Here is an 18,319-nt window from a genome sequence, read left to right as displayed (position 1 = left end):
TCTCGTAATGCCGGGTGCCTACGTCGCACTGGAGGGCGGCCATGTGGTAGAAGCACGTGGTCGTGCTCCAGGCACGTCGAACGGAGAACTGGTCTTTACAACAGCGTACACAGGATACGAAGAGAGTCTCACCGATCCATCCTACGAGGAACAGGTGCTCACGTTCTCGTATCCCCTCATCGGAAACTACGGCGTCCGCGAGGAACGCTTCGAGAGTGACCGAGTCCACCCGCGCGCCGTCGTCGCGCGCGAGCTGACCGACGACGTCGCGGAGTGGCTCGAAGCCGAGGGCGTTCCTGCGGTCGACCATCTCGACACGCGCGACCTCGTTAGCGGGATTCGAGAAGAGGGCGCGATGAAATGCGGTATCGCCGTCGGCGACGACGTGACGCCGGAAGACGCGCTCGCCGAACTCGAACGCTGTCCGGGTATGAGCGACCACCACGACATCGGCGCACAGGTCAGCGTTCACGAGCGTGAGATCCACCTCGGTGAAGGCGACGACAAGACCGTCGCACTCGTCGATTGTGGCGCGAAGGGAAGCATCATCGACGCGCTCGTCGAGCGCGGGGCGGACGTTCACGTGCTCCCCTACGACGCGACACCCAGCGACGTCGACCACGTCGACCCCGACGTGCTCTTCGTTTCGAACGGCCCAGGCGACCCTGCGAACTTCGAAGCGGCACAGGAACTGGTCGAAACCTACGTCGGCGAACTCCCGCTCGCGGGCATCTGCCTCGGCCAGCAGATCATCGCCCGCGCGCTCGGTGGCACGACGAAGAAGATGGACTTCGGTCACCGCGGCGTCAACCAGCCAGTTCGTGATTGCCGTTCGGGACAGGTCGTCATGACCACCCAGAACCACGGCTACACCGTGGCCGACCATGGCGATCTCGAAGTCACGCAGATCAACGTCAACGACGGCACCCCAGAAGGCTTAGAAAGCGACGAACTGGACGTCATCACCCGCCAGTACCATCCCGAAGCCAACCCCGGCCCGAACGACACCCTCGGTTTCTTCGACGACGTGCTTTCGATGGCACCCCGAAAGCGACTCGTCGCCGCCGACTGACGTCGCGCACGACTCCGGCTACCCGCAGTAACCTATTCTTCCAGCGCTATCTCCTCTTCGCCCGGGACCTGCCAGTCGAGTTCGACCACACCCCGAGCAGTCCCACGCAGACCCTCCCGACTGACGACTTCGAATGTTCGATTCTCCGCTTCGGGTGTGAACGGCGCAGCGACCATCAACCGGGCGACGTCGGCGCGTGGAATCCGTCCCCCGACGGTCGCACCACCTTCGCCGACTAGCACGTCGCCAGTCGCGGGTGCGTTCGTCAACCCACCGGGGCGGAAGATGGTGTACGTCACCCCGGACGTGCGAAGCACTGCTTCGGCGTGGTTCTTCGCGTTCAAGATGGGCCAGATGAGTACGCGAAAAGGTGTGGGTATCTTCTCGCGGGAGTCACCGACACCGATGGAACTCTCCAGGACGAAGTGGTCGACGTCGGCGGCGACGGCGGCGTTGACGAGGTTCTCGACACCGGCTCCGTCCACGAGGTCACCTCCGAGGACGACGCGCAGTCCGGGTTTCGACCCGACCGCACAGAGAACGGCGTCGCAGTCGGAGACAGCTCGGGCGGCGTCGGCAGGGTCGAGAAGATCGCCGACGAACACCTCGTCTGCGCCACGCGAGGCGAGTTCGCGTTCCATCTCGGCGGAGCGCGTCATCGCCCTGACGTGGTGGTCGGTTTCGCGCAGTCGTGCCAGTATCTCGTTTCCCGTCCCGCCACTCGCGCCTGCGACGAGGAGTCGGTCGATGTCGGTCGACATAGGGGTACAGCTATCGGCAGGCGTGAGCAAAGATCTCATGGCCGTGTGGGGATCGAAAGGGGCCGTTCGCTCGGCGAAGGAAGCACCACAACCGAGCGACCGGGGGCTTTCGAAGACGCCGTGGCTACGGTAGCTTACTTATCAAATCGAGAGCGTCCGAAAACTATCTAACGACGTAATCGCCAGACAGCCGTCCTACGGAAAGAGCGTACAACCTCTCGAACATCGAGTCCCGATGGCTTTCACACCGACTTCTTCTCGCTATCCCCAGTTCGCTTCGCGTTTCGGCCTGTCACCGACGGACTGGACGCACATCGGCTCGTCGCGCGCGTCGAGTGCTTCGAGCGCGGCTCTCGCACTCGCCTCGGTCGTGAAGTAGGGGATGTCTTCTTCGACGGCCATCTCCAGTGCCGCGCGGTCGTCGGTTACGAGCAGGTCGACCTCGCCAGCACGGATCGCGTCGGCGGTGTTGTCGAACTCGGCGAGGTCGTAGTAGTCGCCGAAGCCGTCGACCGGAAGCTCCACGACTGCGGTGCCCTCGTTCGGAAGTGCGTTGTAGGCCGCCGCCTGCGCTTTCTCGTAGGCTTTGCCGAACGAGTCTGCGGTGCCCATCACCTCGCCCGTCGATTTCATCTCCGGGCCGAGACGGGGGTCGGAACCGGGCAGGCGGTCGAAGGGAAGGACGACCTCCTTGACGCTCGTCTGCTCGGGAATCCGTTCTTTCGCATCCAGTTCGTCCAGGGTGTTCCCGGCCATCACCTGCGCGGCGAGTTTGGCGATCGGCACGCCCGTCGCCTTCGAGACGAAGGGTACCGTGCGCGACGAGCGCGGGTTGGCTTCGAGGACGTAGACTTCGCTCGCGGTTTCACCGCTCCCATCCGAGGCGCTTTGCGCCTCGCTTTCCTCGCGCACTGCCAACTGAACGTTCATCAGTCCGACCGTATCGAGGGCGCGGGCGATGTCCTCCGTGACTTCGCGCACGCGGCCCAGCGTCTCGTCGTCGAGCGACCGTGGAGGAATCATGCAGGCCGAGTCGCCCGAGTGGACGCCTGCGGTCTCGACGTGTTCCATCACGCCGCCGATGACGATGCGCTCGCCGTCCGAGACGGCGTCGACGTCGAGTTCGACGGCATCCTCGAGGAACTCGTCCACGAGGATGGGTTTGTCCGGCGAGACGCGCACGGCTTCCTCGATGTACTCGATGAGTTCGTCGTCGTCGTTGACGATATCCATCGCGCGCCCACCGAGGACGTAGGAGGGGCGCACGAGCACGGGGTAGCCGATGTCGTGTGCGAGTTCGAGGGCCTCTTCCTCGCTCGTCGCGCTTCCGCCGGTCGGCTGTGCGATGCCGAGGTCGTCCATCAGACGGTTGAAGCGGTCGCGGTCTTCGGCGAGATCCATCGCGTCCACCGTCGTCCCGAGCACCGTGCAGTCGAGGCCGCGGCGCTCGATCTCCGCTTCGAGGGGGTGGCCGATGTCCACAGAGGTCTGCCCGCCGAACTGCACCATCACGCCGTCGGCGTTCGTCGCTTCGATGACGTCCGCGACCTCCTCGGCGGTGATGGGTTCGAAGAACAGGCCGTCGGAGGTGTCGTAGTCGGTCGAGACGGTCTCCGGGTTGTTGTTAACGACGTGGGCTTCGATGCCCAGTTCGCGCAGGGCGCGCACCGCGTGCACCGAGCAGTAGTCGAACTCGACACCCTGTCCGATACGGATGGGGCCGCCACCGACCACGACGACGCTCTCGACGTCGTGGTTCACTTGCAGTTCGTCGCGGCTCGGGACGTTCGTCTCGCGGGCGGTGCGGGCGGAGTAGTAGTACGGCGTCGAGGCGGCGAACTCGCCCGCGCAGGTGTCGACCTGCTTGAACGCGCGATCTGGCGCAGTGGTTTCGACTGCACCGACGTCGGCACCTGCCATCGCCGCGACCTCCTGATTCGTGAAGCCTTTCTCGGCGGCGCGGTCGAACTGGCCTTCCTCGGCGGCCTCCGCCGCGTCGGCGATGCGCTCGTAGCGTTCGACGTACCAGCTCTCGATGCCGGTCAGGTCAGCGACCTGCTCAGCGGTGTAGCCACGGTCGAACGCCTCGAACATGGCGTAGGGGCGGTCCGGGGTGGGTTTTTCTAAGTATTCGGTTTCGAGTTCCGTATCGGCCACGTCCGCCCAGTCCACGTCGGGTTCGTACTCCGAACTGCGGAGGGCTTTCAGCAGGCTCTCTTCGAACGTCCGGCCGATCGCCATCGCCTCGCCCGTCGATTTCATCGCGGTGCCGAGTTCGAACTCCACGTCGGAGAACTTGTCCTTGGGCCAGCGCGGCACCTTCGTCACCACGTAGTCGATGGCCGGTTCGAACGCGGCGGTCGTCTCGCCCGTGATCTCGTTTTCGATCTCGTGAAGGCGCTTGCCGAGTGCGACCTTCGCCGTGACGCGGGCGATGGGGTAGCCGGTCGCTTTCGAAGCGAGCGCCGAGGAGCGCGAGACGCGGGGGTTCACTTCCACGACGCGGTACTCGCCGCCGGGGGTGCCGTCGTCGCGCCATGCGAACTGGATGTTACAGCCGCCCTGGATACCGAGGTCGCGGATGACTTCGAGTGCGGCGTCGCGCATCTCCTGATGGCCGTCGTCGGGGATGACCTGCGAGGGCGTGACGACGGTGGACTCTCCGGTGTGGATGCCCATCGGGTCGAGGTTCTCCATGTTACAGATGATGAGACACGAATCGTCGGCGTCGCGCATCACCTCGTACTCCAACTCGACCCAACCGGAGATGGATTCGGTGATGAGCACCTCGCCGTTACGCGAGAGGCGAAGTCCCTTCCGAACGCGCTCTTTCAACTCGTCCATCTCGTGGACGACGCCCGACCCCGACCCGCCGAGGGTGTAGGTCGTGCGGGCGATGACGGGCAGGCCACCGACTTCCTCGACGGCGGCTTCGACTCGTTCCCCGAGGGCGTGTTCGTCCATCTCGGCGACCGACTTGCCCTCGCCGAGAGAGATGGTCGTCGAGCGCGGCACCGGCTGACCGAGGTCGCGCATCCGCTGGCGGAACAGATCCCGGTCTTCGGTGGCGTAGATGGTATCGAGCGGCGTGCCCATGATCTCGACGTCGTACTCCTCCAGGACGCCCTGTTCGCTGAGTTCCGCGGTGACGTTCAGTCCCGTCTGTCCTCCGAGTCCGGCGATGACCCCGTCCGGGCGCTCTTTCCGGATGATCTCGGCGATGGCTTCGGTGTTGATGGGTTCGATGTACACCTCGTCGGCCATCTCCGGATCGGTCATGATGGTCGCTGGATTGGAGTTGACGAGGACGACTCGCGCCCCCTCCTCCTGTAGCGCGCGGCAGGCCTGTGCGCCGGAGTAGTCGAACTCCGCGGCCTGTCCGATCTGGATGGGGCCGCTTCCGATCAGCAAAATCGTTCTGTCCTCGGTGTCCTCACTCATTGCTGGTTATCATGGTGAAGTTCGTACATCGTAATAAGCGCCACGAATCATTACGAGGTACGAAATCGAATTTCGAATTTCGGAAGTGCGAGTCGTTATCGTGAGTCGAGGGGTTCGGTCGAGGCGGAAATAGCGGAAGGAGGGGGTCGAAACGGAAGTTCGGTGACGATGGCTCGATTCACCTCAAGCGAATGGGATGAATGGTGGCGTCGAGTTGTTCCTGCTGCTCGAGCATCCCTAACGAACTCGACTCCACGGCATTCGATCGCTACTCCACAGGCGTTCCGACGCTGCCGAATCACCAGTTCGACCTTTCACGAGGCAGTTACAGCCGTCGCACAGTTAACCAACTTATAAACAGTACATTTCAGTACAAATCAGTGGATTCCAGTACAAAATCTCGATCGTTTCCCGGAGCGCGTTTCAGATATCCTTGACCGCCATGATGGCGTCTTCGAGTGCGGGGGCGTCGAAGAACTCGCGGTCGACGTAGGCGTTCGTTCCGGCGGTGTAGAGGTCGCGGGCCACGGTGAGAACCTCGTCCGGAAGCGGTTCCGGTTCCACGACGCACAGCGATTTCCACTCCGCGATGTCGCGCTCTTTCGCCTCGACCTTCGCGTCCTGAACCGCATCGACCCACGCGACCTGTTCGCGCTTGTGATACTGGCGCAGCACCTCCTTGCTCACCTGCTGGCCGTGGAACGTGAAGCGGTTCTCGTCGAACGTTCCGACCACGTCGGCGACGCGAATCTCGCCATCGTAGTAGAGACACTCGATCTTCCCGTCCTCGTGGATCAGGTCGGCCTCGGCAGCACGCTGGGTGAGCAGGTCGTTCACCTCGCGGGCGATTCGTTCCAGTTCCTCGATGCTGGCCTTGCCAGCGATCTCGTTGGCTTCCGACCGCGAGAGGTAGCGGTCGCTCTCCTCGAACTTGGTGGAGAACTCGACGACGGGTTCTTCGAGTTGCACCGCCCCGTCGGGCCACTCCGGAAAGTCGAGTCCGTGGTCGGCGGGGTCGGTTCGCCGCCGAAGACTCGACCCGACCGGAACGCTGTTGCGGAAGACGATTTCGAGTGGAACGAGGTAGTTGTCGTCGGCCCCGCTGTGGAAGAGGTCGTAATCGTAGTTGCGGCCCTCTCGCGGCAGATTCGGTACCTGCGTGAGGTCGATCGCCATCTCCGTCGGTGGTTGGGTCGCGTCGGAGAGCGAGACGACTTCGCCATCCGAGACGACGCCGCGGTAATGCGTCGGAATCCCGGCATCTTCCAGCAGTTCGAAGTTGAACGCCCCCATCGTACAGAGGCTCGCACCTTTGTCAGGAATCTCGTCGGGCATCTTGCCCCAGTCGAACACGGAGTAGTCGTCGGTGAAGACGAATGACCCCCGTCCGAGTGAGCCCGGCGTCGGTTCTCGTTCGACCCGGAACTCCTTCACACTCGTCATGGTGTGGGGTCTACCGCGCCCGGACTAAGAAGTTTCCATCTCCGTGCTGAACTGACCCCTCAGGAGGACGAAAAGTATGCACGCTCGTGCGACACTCGGCTGCCGTGACCAACCGCTTTTTGAGGGTCGGTCTGGTTGATGCGAGTGATGAACACCGTGCGTACGGAGAGCAACGTCCCTCGGGGGGAGTTCGGGTTCGAGCACGTCCCCGAAACCGATCAGTCGTTCGAGAACGCGCTCGAAAAGGCACGAAACGGGGAGCGATTGAGGGTCGCCGACGGCGTCGAACTGCTGACGACCGGCACCGACCGGCCCGGCATCGACCTCGTCCGAAAGGAGCGCGTGCTGGAGGCCGCAGACCGCAGACGCGAGGCCGTCGTCGGCGACCGCGTGACGTTCGTCGCCAACCTGAACAACAACGTCACGACCGCCTGCAACACCGGCTGTCTGTTCTGCAACTTCAAGAACACGGCACAGAACTTCGAGAAGGGAGGAGCCGACCACGACGGCTTCACGAAAACGCCGGCGGAGTCTCGCGAGATCGTCGCCGACGCCCGCGAACGTGGCATCTACGAAGTCACGTCGGTCAGCGGTCTCCACCCCGGACTCACGCTGGACGACGAACACCGCGAACTCCTTGAAGCGAGCGACAGGGGGGACTTGAACTACAAGTCCCCCGACGCCTACGAGACCGACCCTGCCACGTACACCGACCATCTTCGAGCCATGAGCCTCCCCGGAATCCACGTCCACTCGATGACGCCCGAGGAGGCCTACCACGCACGCCGTGGGACGGAGTGGAGCTACGAGGAGGTGTTCAGCCGACTCAAAGCCGCCGGACTGGACAGTGTGCCAGGCACCGCCGCAGAGATCCTCGTCGACGAGGTCCGCGGCGTCATCTGTCCTGGAAAGATCCGCACGGACGAGTGGCTCGAATCGATGGAGGCCGCAGCGACGGTCGGACTCGACACCACCGCGACCATCATGTACGGCCACGTCGAAAACGAGATGCACCGTGTGCTCCACCTCGAGCGTGTCCGCGATCTTCAAGATCGAACCGGCGCGATAACCGAGTTTGTCCCCCTCTCGTTCGTCCACCAGAACACGCCTCTCTACGAACGCGGCATGGTCGATAGCGGCGCGACCACACACGAGGACGAACTGATGATCGCGGTGTCGCGGCTCTTCCTCGACAACGTCGAGAACGTCCAATCCTCGTGGGTGAAATACGGCGACGAACAGGGGCTGAAGATGCTCTCCTGTGGTGCGAACGACTTCATGGGAACCATCCTCTCGGAAGAGATCACGAAGCGTGCGGGCGGCGAGTTCGGCGAGTTCCGCTCGTTCGAAGAGTACGTCGAGATGGTGAGTGCCATCGGTCGGACGCCCGCCGAGCGGTCGACCGACTACCGACAGATTCGCGAGATCGACCCCGACGACGCCCCGTTCGGGCCGACCCTCGGCCCGTGTGCCGACGGGACGCCTCTCCTCGAGTGAACGTAACGTCCCGCTTCAGGTGAGCGTGATTCTCCTCCTCAAGTGAGGATCTCGAAGCGTGCGCCGCCGGTTTCCGACTCGAGTGCCGTGATCTCCCAACCGTGCGCTTCGGTGATGCTCTGGACGATAGCGAGTCCGAAACCGGTTCCACCCTCGTTCGTCGAGTAGCCGTGTTCGAACACGGCTTTCCGTTTTGTTTCGGGAATCCCCGGCCCATCGTCTTCCACGAAGAAGCCGTCCTCGTCTTCCAGCGGGCCGACCCTGACGGTCACGTCCTGGCCGGCGTGTTCGATAGCGTTTCGGAAGATATTCTCCAGCAGCTCGCGTAGTCGCCCCTCGTCGGCGTCCACGACGGCCAGTGAATCGTCCGCTTCGAGATCGGCTGTCTCGGTCGAGACCATCGACCACGCATCGTGGACGACTTGCGCCAGCGAAACCGGCCCCGTCTCACTCACCACTTTCCCCTGCTGGGCCAGTTTGAGAACGTCTTCGATGAGCGATTCCATGCGGTCGAGCGCCCGTAGAATCGGCGGAATGTGGGGGCTATCGTACTCCTCGTCCAGCAGTTTGAGGCGACCGGTGGCGACGTTCAGTGGGTTACGAAGGTCGTGTGAGATGACGCTCGCGAACTCGTCCAGCTGTTCGTTCTGTCGTTCGAGTTTGCGTTCGCGCTGTTTTTGCACCGTGATGTCGGCGTAGATGGTGAACCCTTCGTTGTTCTCGTCTACCCGAACCGGTGCAGTGTGGAGCAGGAAATCCCGAACCCCGTCCTCGGTTTTCCTGCCGATCTCCTCGCCTTCGATCCGGATTCCCTGCTTCACTCGCTCGTTTAACGACCGAGCTTCGTCTTCTTTGCCCGACGGGACGAGGAAATCGTCCAGTTCCTCGTCGACGATGGTGTCGGCGTCCCAGCCGAACATGTCTTCGAACGCGGGATTCACGTCGCGGACGATGGGTTCGCCGTCCTCGAAGACGTAACTCACGGTCGCGATGGAACGTTGTCGAAGAGGGCTGCGAACCGGTCGATCTCGTTTCGAAGCTCCTCTTCGAACTGGACTCGCTTCAGCGCTTGTGTGATATGCGTGACGAGTAGTTCCGCGAGTTCGAGGTCTCGGTCGATACCACGCACCGAACTCTGGCCGACGATGGTCGGCGACCAGCGCGATCCGTCGTAGCGGTAGATGGTTCCGCTCGCGCCCGCAACGTTCACATCTTTTTTCTCGACGCTGGCGATGTCGTAGAAGTTGACCTCGGTACCGTCGATCCCTATCTTTTCCCACTTGTTTCCGCTGCTTTTCGCTTTGTAGACACCGCCACTCGTGTCACAGCAGTGGCCGTGCGACTGCTCGTAGAAGTCGACCGCTGGGATGGTCGACCCGCCACCGGGCTTGGTCACGTCGTCCCAGACGATCTGCCCGGAACTGTCACGTTGGTCCGACAGTTCCTCGCCAGAACCGTTGACGAGATAGACGTGCTCGTTTGATCCCGACTTCCCTTCGACAGCGACGTCTTCCCACGTGCTCGTCTTGCCCTTCGGCGCGGAGTAGTCGGTGAGCGTTCCGGTCACCACATCGTACTCGCCGACGATACCGCTGCCACCAGCGAACCAGATGCGCTCTCTTTCGCTCGTCACGTCCACCGCCCGGAGCGGATTGCTCTCGCCGGAGGGGCCGTATTCGAGGGCGAACGTCCAGTTGCCGACCGCGTCACGGGTTATCACGTCGCCACCGCCGCCGACGGCGTATGGCCCATTTACCGTATGAGAAACACCGTAGAGGGTGTTCGACGTGGGTACCTCTGCGGTCTCCCAACCGTTCAGACTCGCACCCATACCGACACCGGACGCACCGATCACGCCCGCAACTGCCGCACCGGTCGTTTTCAGTACATCTCGTGAATCGTTCAGACATCTGTCACCCCGAGTAAAGCCAGGATAGAAAAAACATAAAAAATACTGTCTAATAGGTAAAATTATTAGTATAAATATAGGTTTTAGTTCTTGTATTAATAACTACTAAACACGGGGCGGAACCGGTTCGCCGTGGCCGGTTCGTCGGAATCGTCTATCGATGTCGTTTATCGAAGCCGTCTTCGATAGCGGTTCGCATTCGGTTGGAGAGCCATTCGTCATCGACGAACCGGTCGTAGACCGGCAATCGTTCGTGGAGTGGGACGCCCGCCTCCTCGGCGATATCCTCCAGTTCGCGCAACGCTGGCCACGCGTAGTCAGGATTGATGTGATCGTCTGTCACGGGCGAGACGCCGCCGAGGTCGTCGACGCCACAATCCAGCAGTTCGCGCGTCGGTGAGAGGTTCGGCGGAACCTGCACCGACACCTCGTCGGGAAGCGCGACCCGTGCCATCGCCACCACCCGACGCAGCGTCTCGACCGAGGGGCGGTCGAACTCCGACCGTTCGTTCGGGACGACGTTCTGGACGATGACCTCCTGGACGTGGCCGTATCGCTCGTGCAGTGTGCGGATGGCGAGCAGGCTCTCGGCTCTGTCGCGCCAGTCCTCGCCGATACCGACGAGGATGCCCGTCGTGAACGGAACGCCCAACTTGCCTGCGGTTCGAATCGTGGCGAGTCGCTGCCCCGGATTCTTCCGTCGCGGGCCAGCGTGGGCCGCCACGTCCGCAGTCGTCTCCAGCATGACGCCCATGCTGGCGTTCACGTCCGCGACGAGTTCCATCTGCTCGGGCGTCTGGTCGCCCGGATTCGAGTGGGGAAGCAGGCCTTCGTCCAGTGCGAGTTTACACACCTCGCGGAGGTAGGAGTGGATCGAGTCGTGGCCCCACTCGGCCAACTGCTCGTTGACCTGCGTGTAGCGGTCGTCAGGGTCGTCGCCGAAGGTGAACAGCGCCTCCGTGCAGCCCGCGTCTGCGCCCGTACGAACGATCTCTCTGACCTCCTCGGGAGAGAGTAGCGATGCCTCCCCCGGTGGGTCGAAGTACGTGCAGTAGGTGCAGGTGTATCGGCAGGCCGTCGTAAGCGGGACGAAGACGTTCTTCGCGTAAGTGAGCGCGTCGGCAGATGACACGTCTTCGGGGGTGACTGCGAGGAGGCGGTCAATCTCGGCGTCGTCGATAGCGATGTCGATGTCGTAGTCGTCGGCCCCCGGAATCATTGGCTGATGGTTGGTGGTCGTAGGTAAAAGTCGGTTTGGAACTCGGACTGGGTGGCCGATGCGCGAATCGGTGGCGAAAAGCAGTGCCGCGAATCGGTGGCGAGGCACCGTAGATCGAGTCTCGGACGTTTTCGTCGCTGACTTTCGGTGTCGCTACCGAGGCGTTTGCCAGTACATTTCAGTACAACTCAGTACATCTGTCGATGACTCCGGCGGCCCGGAGGGATTCGAGGGGCGAACGCCTCGGAATTTTCGAATACACCGTCACTCCCCTTTCGGCGCCGGTGCGACGAGAGTTTCGGAGACCGTCTCACCACCCTAATCCAGATCGTCGCTCCGCTTCGTCTCGCGCAGGATGAACGGCCCGATGGAGAGCGTTCGCTTTGCGACGGTAGCGATGCGGAGGATGTACGAGAGCAGGATGACGAAGGGGACGACTGCGATGGTCGTTGCCAGACTCACGACCAGCACGTCGTTGCTGATGCCGAGGGTCGTGCCGGGAATCGCCTTTGCGTCGAAGTAGAGTATCATCGCTACGGTGACGACGAGCGCCGGAACCGACGTGTACAGCATCGCCCGCGAGAGGTTGACGAGTTCCCACTGGAAGTACAGCGTCTTGAAATGCTCGCGCGACGGCCCGAAGAAGTTGAGCGATTCGATGATGTCGTCGAACGCCTCGTCCACCTCGTCGGTCAGCGCGTCCTGATGTCCGTTCCGGATCTTCCGCGCGAGGAATATCTTCCACGAGTAGTTGAAGTTGAGGATGGCTGAAAGAACGTCGAACGTCCCGAACTGCGTGTTTTCGAGCGTCCCGCTCACCTCGTCTGCGTTCTCGGTCAGCCCATCGACGTAGCTTCGAATCTGTTCTTTAAGTTCCTCGTCCCTGCTCTCTTCGACCGCGTCGGCGAGGTCGTGTCCTCGTTCTTTGGTCTCTTCGATGAGCGCCTGCATGAACGACGCCGGTTCCGGGGGCGCGGTCTGGAGGTCGAGCACGTCTTCGACGTCTCGCCGGAACTCCATCGCACCCTCCATTCGACTTCGCTGATCACCGACCGGCCCGAGTTCCTGCGAGAGGACGAGTTGATTGAGCGTCACGACGAGCGTCACACCCGTGATGATCGCGCCGACGAACCCCTGAAAGAGCGTGTCGACGGGGTCGCTCGGCCCGATATACTGTTCGAGAGGAGATGGGTCTGCGATCCCGAGAACGAGCAGTGTGAGAAAGAACGCGACCAGCACACCGCCAGCGACGACCCATCGATTCGCTTCCATCAACACCCAGAGTTTCACACGACTCTCGTCGACCCGCTCGCGCATCGTGTCGCCGGGCTGGGCACTCCCGTCTGACTCACCCATATCGAACACGATGGGTGGTAGAGTAAAATAGTCGTTGCCAAACAGTTAGGACTGTTCGTCCTCGGTGGCCGGTTCGGTATCGGCATCCTCTGCGGCGACCTCCGCTTCGAGGTCGGCGAGGTCGACCTCCTCCTCGTCCGATTCGGTCTCCGTCTCCACCTCCGTCTCTGCTTCGGATTCGTCTTCGACGCCCATCTCAGCTTTCAGCGTCTCCAACTCGGCATCCACTTCGCCGGAGGAACGCATCTCTTCGAGTTCGCGGTCGAGTTGGTCTTTGTCCGAGAGTACGTCGTCGAACGCGCCCGTCTCCTGCAGTTCGTCCATCGCCTCGGCGCGCGCTTCCATCTCGTCGGTCTTCTCCTCTGCGCGCTCGATGGCCATGCCGACGTTCTCCATCTCGTCGCCGACGCCCGTCATCGCCTCGGAGACGCGGGTGTTCGCTTCGGCGGCCTCGTAGCGAGCTTTCATGCTCTCTTTCTTGGTGCGGAACTCCTCGATGCGGTTCTGGAGTTCGTCTTTCTTCTGGACGAGGTTGTCCTGCGTGTTCTGGAGTTGGGCGATCTGACCCTCCAGGTCCTCGATCTGGGTCATCTTCTGCTTTTTCTTCTCCAGTGCTTGCCGCGCCAAGTCCTCACGGCCCTGGTTGATCGCCTCGCGTGCCTGTGAGTTGTGCTTGTCGACGTTCTCTTCGAGCCTGCGTTTTTGAATCTCCAGGCGCTTTTTCTGGGTCGTGAGGTCTGCGATACCCTGTTTCACGTCCTGGAGTTCGTCGCGCATCTGTTCGTACGAGTAATCGAGCGTCTCGGTTGGGTCTTCTGCCCGGTTCAGGAGGGCGTTTATCTTCGACCGGACGACGTACGACATGCGTGAGAGTACTCCCATACCTCTACATTCAGAACCCGACCCTTAAAATCCTCACCACACTAACACGCCAGCATGGAGTCGAACAAAGTCGTCGTCCCCGGCGTGCGGGACGTTCGCGGGATAATCGACCTTCCTGAGGGCGAGGCGGAAGCGGTCGTGATTGCGTGCCCGCCCCACCCCCAGTTCGGCGGGAACCGAAACGACAACCGACTCGTCGCGCTCGGCGAGTACCTCACGGAGCACGAGATCGCCTGTCTCCGCTTCGACTACGGCGAGTGGGACGAGGGATACGGCGAGCGCGAGGACGCCCGCAACGCGCTCCGCTGGGCGAGAGAACGCTACGATTCGGTCGGCATCTTCGGCTTCAGTTTCGGCGGCGGAATCGCAACGCTCGCCGGTGCAGACGAGGGCGCGGACGCGATCGGCCTGTTGGCTCCCGCCTCCCGGCTCACGACGGATCTGGATGCGGTGGCCGTGCTGGACGAGATCGAGGTACCACTGACCATTCTCTACGCGACGCGCGACGACACGGCAAACTGGGAGCCACTCGTGGAGCGTGCGGAGGAGTTGGGATTCGAGACGGAGGCGTTTAGCGCCGACCACTTCTTCGTCGGACAGGAACAGAAGGTGGCGACGCGAGTCGGCGATTTTCTGGTCAAACACCTCGGTTGACCGGTTCGGGCGTGCTACATCCTGCCGAAGCAATCTCCCTCCGAAATCGTTTTGACGAACGATTGCTGACACTCAGTATGCCGACTAACCCCGAGACAGACTACGACCCCACGATGGGGGAGAAGTTCATTTTCGTCACAGGGGGCGTCATGTCCGGACTTGGCAAAGGCATCACCGCCGCGAGCACTGGCCGACTGCTCGCAAATGCCGGGTTCGACGTGACTGCCGTGAAGATCGATCCCTACCTCAACGTAGACGCGGGAACGATGAATCCCTACCAGCACGGCGAGGTATACGTGCTGAAAGACGGCGGCGAAGTGGACCTAGACCTTGGTAATTACGAACGCTTCCTCGACATCGACATGACGTTCGACCATAACGTCACGACCGGGAAAGCGTACAAGAACGTCATCGAGAAGGAGCGGGCGGGCGACTACCTCGGCAAGACCGTCCAGATCATCCCGCACATCACGGACGAGATCAAGCGCCGAATCCGCGAGGCTGCCGAGGGCCACGACGTGTGTATCGTCGAAGTCGGTGGCACGGTGGGCGACATCGAGAGCATGCCTTTCCTCGAAGCCCTCCGTCAGTTCGCCACCGAACAGGACGAAGAAGACTTCCTGCTGACCCACGTCACGCTCGTCCCGTACTCGAAGAACGGCGAGCAGAAGACGAAGCCGACCCAGCACAGCGTCAAGGAACTGCGGAGTATCGGCCTGCAACCCGACGTGCTGGTCGGACGCTGTGACGACGAACTCGACCCCGAGACGAAAGAGAAGATCGCGCTCTTCTGCGACGTGCCGACCGATGCCGTCTTCTCGAATCCCGACGTCAAAGACATCTACCACGTGCCGCTGGTCGTCGAGGAAGAAGGCCTCGACGAGTACGTCATGAAACGACTCGAACTGGCAGACGATGCCATCCCGAAGGCGGAGCGAGACAGCAGGTGGCGCGACCTCGTCACGCAGGAGACGGAGGGCGAGGTCGACATCGCACTGGTCGGAAAGTACGCCCTCGAAGACGCTTACATGTCCATCCACGAGGCGCTGAAACACGCCGGACTGGAGAAGAACGTCGACGTGAACGTCCTCTGGGTCGACTCCGACGAGATGGACGACGACCACGAAGAGCGACTGAAGGAGGCGGACGGAATCGTCGTTCCCGGCGGGTTCGGCAGTCGCGGCACGCAAGGCAAGATCGAAGCCATCCGCTACGCCCGCGAACACGACGTTCCGTTCCTCGGACTGTGTCTCGGCTTCCAGATGGCCGTCGTGGAGTTCGCCCGTAACGTCCTCGGATTGGAGGGCGCGAATTCCGCCGAGGTGGACGCCGATACGCCCCACCCCGTCATCGACATCCTTCCCGAACAGTACGAAGTCGAGAACATGGGCGGCACCATGCGCCTCGGTGCCCACGAGACGCAGATCGAATCGAACACCCTCGCACACGAGGTGTACGGCGCGCCCCAGTGTACCGAGCGCCACCGCCACCGGTACGAGGTGAACCCCGAATACTTCGAGGATTTCGACGGCTCCGACCTCGTCTTCTCCGGCTGTGCGGGCAACCGGATGGAGATCCTCGAACTCGACGGCCACCCGTACTTCTTCGGAACGCAGTTCCACCCCGAGTTCCGTTCCCGCCCTGGCCGGGCGAGCCCGCCGTTCGTCGGCCTGCTCGAAGCGGTGCTCGACGAAACTGAACTCGAACAGGAGGTCGAAGCATAATGGTAGAAACTGGCAAATTCATCGAAGAAGCGGTCGCAGAGATTCGAGCGGAAGTCGGCGACGAACACGCCATCATCGCGCTGTCGGGAGGCGTCGATTCCTCCGTGGCCGCCGCGCTGGCGTACAAAGCCATCGGCGACCAGCTCACGCCCGTCTACGTCGATACCGGCCTGATGCGAAAGGGTGAGACGACGCAGATTCGCAAGACGTTCTCCTACATGAGTTCGTTGGAGGTCGTGGAAGCACAAGATCGATTCTTCGACGCGCTCTCGGGCGTCACCGACCCCGAGGAGAAGCGGAGCGTCATCGGCGAGCAATTCATCCGCGAGTTCGAGCGCGAGGCCAAGGAGACGGACGCCGAGTATCTCGTGCAGGGCACCATCTATCCCGACCGAATCGAGAGCGAAGGCGGCATCAAATCCCACCACAACGTCGGCGGACTGCCGGACGTAGTGGACTTCGAGGGGATCGTCGAACCCGTCCGCGACCTCTACAAGGACGAGGTGCGTGAGGTGGCTCGCGCGCTCGGTCTCGAAGAGATCATCTCCGAGCGGATGCCCTTCCCAGGGCCGGGTCTCGCGGTTCGCGTCATCGGCGAGGTGACACGAGAGAAGGCCCAGGTTGCCCGCGATGCGTGTCACGTCGTCGAGGAGGAACTGGAGGAGTACGACCCGTGGCAGGCGTTCGCCGCCGTCGTCGGCAAGGGAACCGGCGTGAAAGGCGACAACCGCGTCCACGGCTGGATCGTCGCGGTTCGGTCGGTCGAATCGCGTGACGGCATGACCGCTCGTGCACAGGAACTCGACTGGGAGACGCTCCAGCGTATCCAGTCGCGCATCACGGGGCAGAACGAAAACGTCGCCCGCGTCGTCTACGACGTGACACATAAACCCCCGGCGACCATCGAGTACGAGTGATGCGCGCAGTCATCGCAGGCCCCGACGAGAACGGACTCGGTTCGGCACTGGAGACGGAGGGCGTCGAGACGACCCGCGTCGATGGAATCGCTTCCCGCCCCGCGCTCGAAGACGCGGCCATCCACGAGGCCGATCTCTTCGTCCTGACCGACGTGGGACAGGCCACCGCCATCGCCGTGGCGAAAGACGTGAACCCCGCCGTCAAAGTCGTCGTCTACGACGAGAACACGATTCCGGAGTTCGCGCGGGCGCAGGCCGACCTCATCGTCGATCCGAACCTGCTGGCGGCGGATGCGGTTGCAGAAGAGTTGGCCGAATAGACCGGGATAGACAGAACTAATCTCTCTGCTTTCCGACGTTTTTTCATGTCCCGCGACCGCCAAGACGATCCTCCGTCCCGCGACTCCCGAGACGTCTCCACGCCCTACGAACTCCGCGACGAACTGCCGACGCCGGAGGAGTTCGTCGCCCTCCGCGAGGCCGCCGACATGGCTCCTCGAAGCCGCGAAGGGGTCGAGCAGGGCCTACCGAACTCGGTATTCGGTGTGACTGTGGTGTACCACGACGAAGTCGTTGGCATGGCCCGGATCATCGGCGACGGTGGCTCGGTCTACCACCTCTGCGACATGGCGGTTCACCCCGACCATCAGCGACAGGGACTCGGCACGAAGATGATGGAGCGACTGATGGCGTATCTGGAGGAAAACGCACCCGAGATGGCCTACGTGAACCTCATGGCGGACGTGGAGGGATTCTACGAGCAGTTCGGATTCGAATACACGGCTCCTGTCTCGCGGGGAATGTACCTGCGGATGTGAGAAATCGCCCGACGAGTACCGAACGCGCTGGTTCGCGTTAGTCGAACTCCGTTTTCAGTCGGTCGTAACCTCCCCTGTAGACGAGATGGTAATGGATCCTATTCTCGAGACGAACGAGTTCCTTCAGTATCGTTGTCTTCGAAAGCCCCCGGTCGCTCAACTCGCGCGACAGGCGAGAGCGACGCTCTCGCTGGTCGCCGCGAACGAACGTGAGTGGCGACCTCGCTGCGCTCCTCGTCACTCCGTTCCTGCGGTGCTTGCATCGCCGTGCTTCGCCGAGACGACCGGCCCCTTTCAGTCCACCCAGACAGTCCCGTTACAGCCACCGCACCTCGTCCTCCCCAACCTCCTCCCTCCACTCGCTCCGCTCGTTCCGGTCGTCCCTCGCGCGGGCACGCCCGCAGGGCGTGCCGTCGCGCGCCACCGCGACGGTAGACCAACCAGCCGCTGAACGTACACACCTTCCATTCACGAAGTGCGTGCCAGCCCGCCCCGGCTTTTCCCTGGTGTCCTCGTGAGCAATGCGAGCGAGGGCTCGTCAGAGCGTGCTCTGACGGCGGACTGAAGGGGCGAGGGGTGCGCGGCGCGCGAGCCTAGCCCACGAGGGCTTTCGGGGACTACGCTAC

17 protein-coding genes are annotated in these 18,319 nt (G+C 62.4%); 9 read left to right on the top strand and 8 right to left on the bottom strand.

Annotated features, from left to right (window positions below; translation table 11 throughout):
- The first annotated feature begins 7 nt into the window (after window positions 1-7).
- Entirely contained in the window at window positions 8-1,072 is a 1,065-nt protein-coding gene (carA, locus tag ACR3FE_RS21325; protein ID WP_458209660.1) for a glutamine-hydrolyzing carbamoyl-phosphate synthase small subunit, read from the top strand.
- A gap of 32 nt (window positions 1,073-1,104) precedes the next feature.
- Here the strand turns inward: carA and ACR3FE_RS21320 are convergent, their stop codons facing one another.
- Window positions 1,105-1,833 (bottom strand): SDR family oxidoreductase, encoded by a 729-nt coding sequence (locus tag ACR3FE_RS21320; protein WP_458209658.1) that lies wholly within the window; start codon window positions 1,831-1,833, stop codon window positions 1,105-1,107.
- Between ACR3FE_RS21320 and ACR3FE_RS21315 the strand changes: the two genes are divergently transcribed.
- Window positions 1,820-1,966 carry a hypothetical protein gene (locus ACR3FE_RS21315; protein WP_458209656.1) on the top strand — a complete coding sequence of 49 codons (147 nt, stop codon included), beginning with the start codon at window positions 1,820-1,822 and terminating at the stop codon, window positions 1,964-1,966. The genes ACR3FE_RS21320 and ACR3FE_RS21315 overlap by 14 nt on opposite strands.
- Window positions 1,967-2,094: 128 nt before the next feature.
- Here ACR3FE_RS21315 and carB read toward each other — a convergent pair whose 3' ends face one another.
- Both carB and ACR3FE_RS21305 read right to left on the bottom strand, forming a co-directional pair.
- Window positions 2,095-5,274 (bottom strand): carbamoyl-phosphate synthase large subunit, encoded by a 3,180-nt coding sequence (gene carB / locus ACR3FE_RS21310; RefSeq protein ID WP_458209655.1) that lies wholly within the window; start codon window positions 5,272-5,274, stop codon window positions 2,095-2,097.
- A gap of 423 nt (window positions 5,275-5,697) precedes the next feature.
- Window positions 5,698-6,717: a phosphoribosylaminoimidazolesuccinocarboxamide synthase gene (locus ACR3FE_RS21305; RefSeq protein WP_458209654.1), complete on the bottom strand. Its 1,020-nt coding sequence runs from the start codon at window positions 6,715-6,717 to the stop codon at window positions 5,698-5,700.
- Between the two features lie 147 nt (window positions 6,718-6,864).
- On the opposite strand from ACR3FE_RS21305, the gene cofH reads away from it, so the two are divergent.
- Window positions 6,865-8,214: a 7,8-didemethyl-8-hydroxy-5-deazariboflavin synthase subunit CofH gene (gene cofH, locus ACR3FE_RS21300; protein ID WP_458209653.1), complete on the top strand. Its 1,350-nt coding sequence runs from the start codon at window positions 6,865-6,867 to the stop codon at window positions 8,212-8,214.
- Window positions 8,215-8,252: 38 nt separating this feature from the next.
- Here the strand turns inward: cofH and ACR3FE_RS21295 are convergent, their stop codons facing one another.
- The 5 genes from ACR3FE_RS21295 to ACR3FE_RS21275 all read right to left on the bottom strand — a co-directional run bounded on the left by ACR3FE_RS21295 (window position 8,253) and on the right by ACR3FE_RS21275 (window position 13,580).
- Window positions 8,253-9,197, bottom strand: a complete 945-nt coding sequence (locus ACR3FE_RS21295) for a sensor histidine kinase (RefSeq protein WP_458209651.1) — start codon at window positions 9,195-9,197, stop codon at window positions 8,253-8,255.
- The gene (locus ACR3FE_RS21290; RefSeq protein ID WP_458209650.1) at window positions 9,194-10,045 is read right to left on the bottom strand and encodes a hypothetical protein; all 852 of its coding nucleotides are present in this window, start codon (window positions 10,043-10,045) and stop codon (window positions 9,194-9,196) included. Before ACR3FE_RS21290 ends, ACR3FE_RS21295 begins: the two co-directional genes overlap by 4 nt.
- Window positions 10,046-10,277: 232 nt before the next feature.
- A complete protein-coding gene (cofG, locus tag ACR3FE_RS21285; RefSeq protein WP_458209649.1) occupies window positions 10,278-11,342 on the bottom strand; it encodes a 7,8-didemethyl-8-hydroxy-5-deazariboflavin synthase subunit CofG in 1,065 nt (354 codons plus the stop codon).
- A 318-nt stretch (window positions 11,343-11,660) separates the two neighbouring features.
- Window positions 11,661-12,698: a DUF7972 family membrane protein gene (locus tag ACR3FE_RS21280; protein ID WP_458209648.1), complete on the bottom strand. Its 1,038-nt coding sequence runs from the start codon at window positions 12,696-12,698 to the stop codon at window positions 11,661-11,663.
- A gap of 45 nt (window positions 12,699-12,743) precedes the next feature.
- Window positions 12,744-13,580 (bottom strand): PspA/IM30 family protein, encoded by an 837-nt coding sequence (locus ACR3FE_RS21275; protein WP_458209647.1) that lies wholly within the window; start codon window positions 13,578-13,580, stop codon window positions 12,744-12,746.
- Window positions 13,581-13,634: 54 nt separating this feature from the next.
- Here ACR3FE_RS21275 and ACR3FE_RS21270 point away from each other — a divergent pair, with 54 nt between their 5' ends.
- The 6 genes from ACR3FE_RS21270 to ACR3FE_RS21245 all read left to right on the top strand — a co-directional run bounded on the left by ACR3FE_RS21270 (window position 13,635) and on the right by ACR3FE_RS21245 (window position 18,144).
- Complete coding sequence (locus tag ACR3FE_RS21270) at window positions 13,635-14,234, top strand: alpha/beta hydrolase (protein WP_458209646.1); 600 nt, start codon at window positions 13,635-13,637, stop codon at window positions 14,232-14,234.
- 77 nt (window positions 14,235-14,311) lie between these two features.
- On the top strand, window positions 14,312-15,958 hold the full coding sequence (locus ACR3FE_RS21265; protein ID WP_458209645.1) for a CTP synthase: 1,647 nt from the start codon (window positions 14,312-14,314) through the stop codon (window positions 15,956-15,958).
- A complete protein-coding gene (guaA, locus tag ACR3FE_RS21260; protein WP_458209644.1) occupies window positions 15,958-16,875 on the top strand; it encodes a glutamine-hydrolyzing GMP synthase in 918 nt (305 codons plus the stop codon). The genes ACR3FE_RS21265 and guaA overlap by 1 nt, the downstream gene beginning before the upstream one ends.
- A complete protein-coding gene (locus ACR3FE_RS21255; protein ID WP_458209643.1) occupies window positions 16,875-17,195 on the top strand; it encodes a DUF7126 family protein in 321 nt (106 codons plus the stop codon). Before guaA ends, ACR3FE_RS21255 begins: the two co-directional genes overlap by 1 nt.
- Before the next feature lie 45 nt (window positions 17,196-17,240).
- The gene (locus ACR3FE_RS21250) at window positions 17,241-17,693 is read left to right on the top strand and encodes a GNAT family N-acetyltransferase (RefSeq protein WP_458209642.1); all 453 of its coding nucleotides are present in this window, start codon (window positions 17,241-17,243) and stop codon (window positions 17,691-17,693) included.
- 91 nt (window positions 17,694-17,784) lie between these two features.
- A complete protein-coding gene (locus tag ACR3FE_RS21245) occupies window positions 17,785-18,144 on the top strand; it encodes a hypothetical protein (RefSeq protein WP_458209640.1) in 360 nt (119 codons plus the stop codon).
- Window positions 18,145-18,319: the final 175 nt, after the last annotated feature.

It is taken from the genome of Haladaptatus rarus, assembly GCF_054177585.1.
Note: the sequence above shows the minus strand (reverse complement) of the source record. Positions and strands in the feature narration are given on the sequence as shown.

What these genes read in the sequence shown, in the direction of transcription:
- carA (WP_458209660.1), top strand. Translation starts at nt 8, where the DNA reads ATGCCGGGTGCCTACGTCGCACTGGAGGGCGGCCATGTGGTAGAAGCA.
- ACR3FE_RS21315 (WP_458209656.1), top strand. Translation starts at nt 1,820, where the DNA reads ATGTCGGTCGACATAGGGGTACAGCTATCGGCAGGCGTGAGCAAAGAT.
- ACR3FE_RS21320 (WP_458209658.1), bottom strand. Translation starts at nt 1,833, where the DNA reads ATGTCGACCGACATCGACCGACTCCTCGTCGCAGGCGCGAGTGGCGGG.
- carB (WP_458209655.1), bottom strand. Translation starts at nt 5,274, where the DNA reads ATGAGTGAGGACACCGAGGACAGAACGATTTTGCTGATCGGAAGCGGC.
- ACR3FE_RS21305 (WP_458209654.1), bottom strand. Translation starts at nt 6,717, where the DNA reads ATGACGAGTGTGAAGGAGTTCCGGGTCGAACGAGAACCGACGCCGGGC.
- cofH (WP_458209653.1), top strand. Translation starts at nt 6,865, where the DNA reads ATGAACACCGTGCGTACGGAGAGCAACGTCCCTCGGGGGGAGTTCGGG.
- ACR3FE_RS21290 (WP_458209650.1), bottom strand. Translation starts at nt 10,045, where the DNA reads ATGGGTGCGAGTCTGAACGGTTGGGAGACCGCAGAGGTACCCACGTCG.
- cofG (WP_458209649.1), bottom strand. Translation starts at nt 11,342, where the DNA reads ATGATTCCGGGGGCCGACGACTACGACATCGACATCGCTATCGACGAC.
- ACR3FE_RS21280 (WP_458209648.1), bottom strand. Translation starts at nt 12,698, where the DNA reads ATGGGTGAGTCAGACGGGAGTGCCCAGCCCGGCGACACGATGCGCGAG.
- ACR3FE_RS21275 (WP_458209647.1), bottom strand. Translation starts at nt 13,580, where the DNA reads ATGGGAGTACTCTCACGCATGTCGTACGTCGTCCGGTCGAAGATAAAC.
- ACR3FE_RS21270 (WP_458209646.1), top strand. Translation starts at nt 13,635, where the DNA reads ATGGAGTCGAACAAAGTCGTCGTCCCCGGCGTGCGGGACGTTCGCGGG.
- ACR3FE_RS21265 (WP_458209645.1), top strand. Translation starts at nt 14,312, where the DNA reads ATGCCGACTAACCCCGAGACAGACTACGACCCCACGATGGGGGAGAAG.
- guaA (WP_458209644.1), top strand. Translation starts at nt 15,958, where the DNA reads ATGGTAGAAACTGGCAAATTCATCGAAGAAGCGGTCGCAGAGATTCGA.
- ACR3FE_RS21255 (WP_458209643.1), top strand. Translation starts at nt 16,875, where the DNA reads ATGCGCGCAGTCATCGCAGGCCCCGACGAGAACGGACTCGGTTCGGCA.
- ACR3FE_RS21250 (WP_458209642.1), top strand. Translation starts at nt 17,241, where the DNA reads ATGTCCCGCGACCGCCAAGACGATCCTCCGTCCCGCGACTCCCGAGAC.
- ACR3FE_RS21245 (WP_458209640.1), top strand. Translation starts at nt 17,785, where the DNA reads ATGGATCCTATTCTCGAGACGAACGAGTTCCTTCAGTATCGTTGTCTT.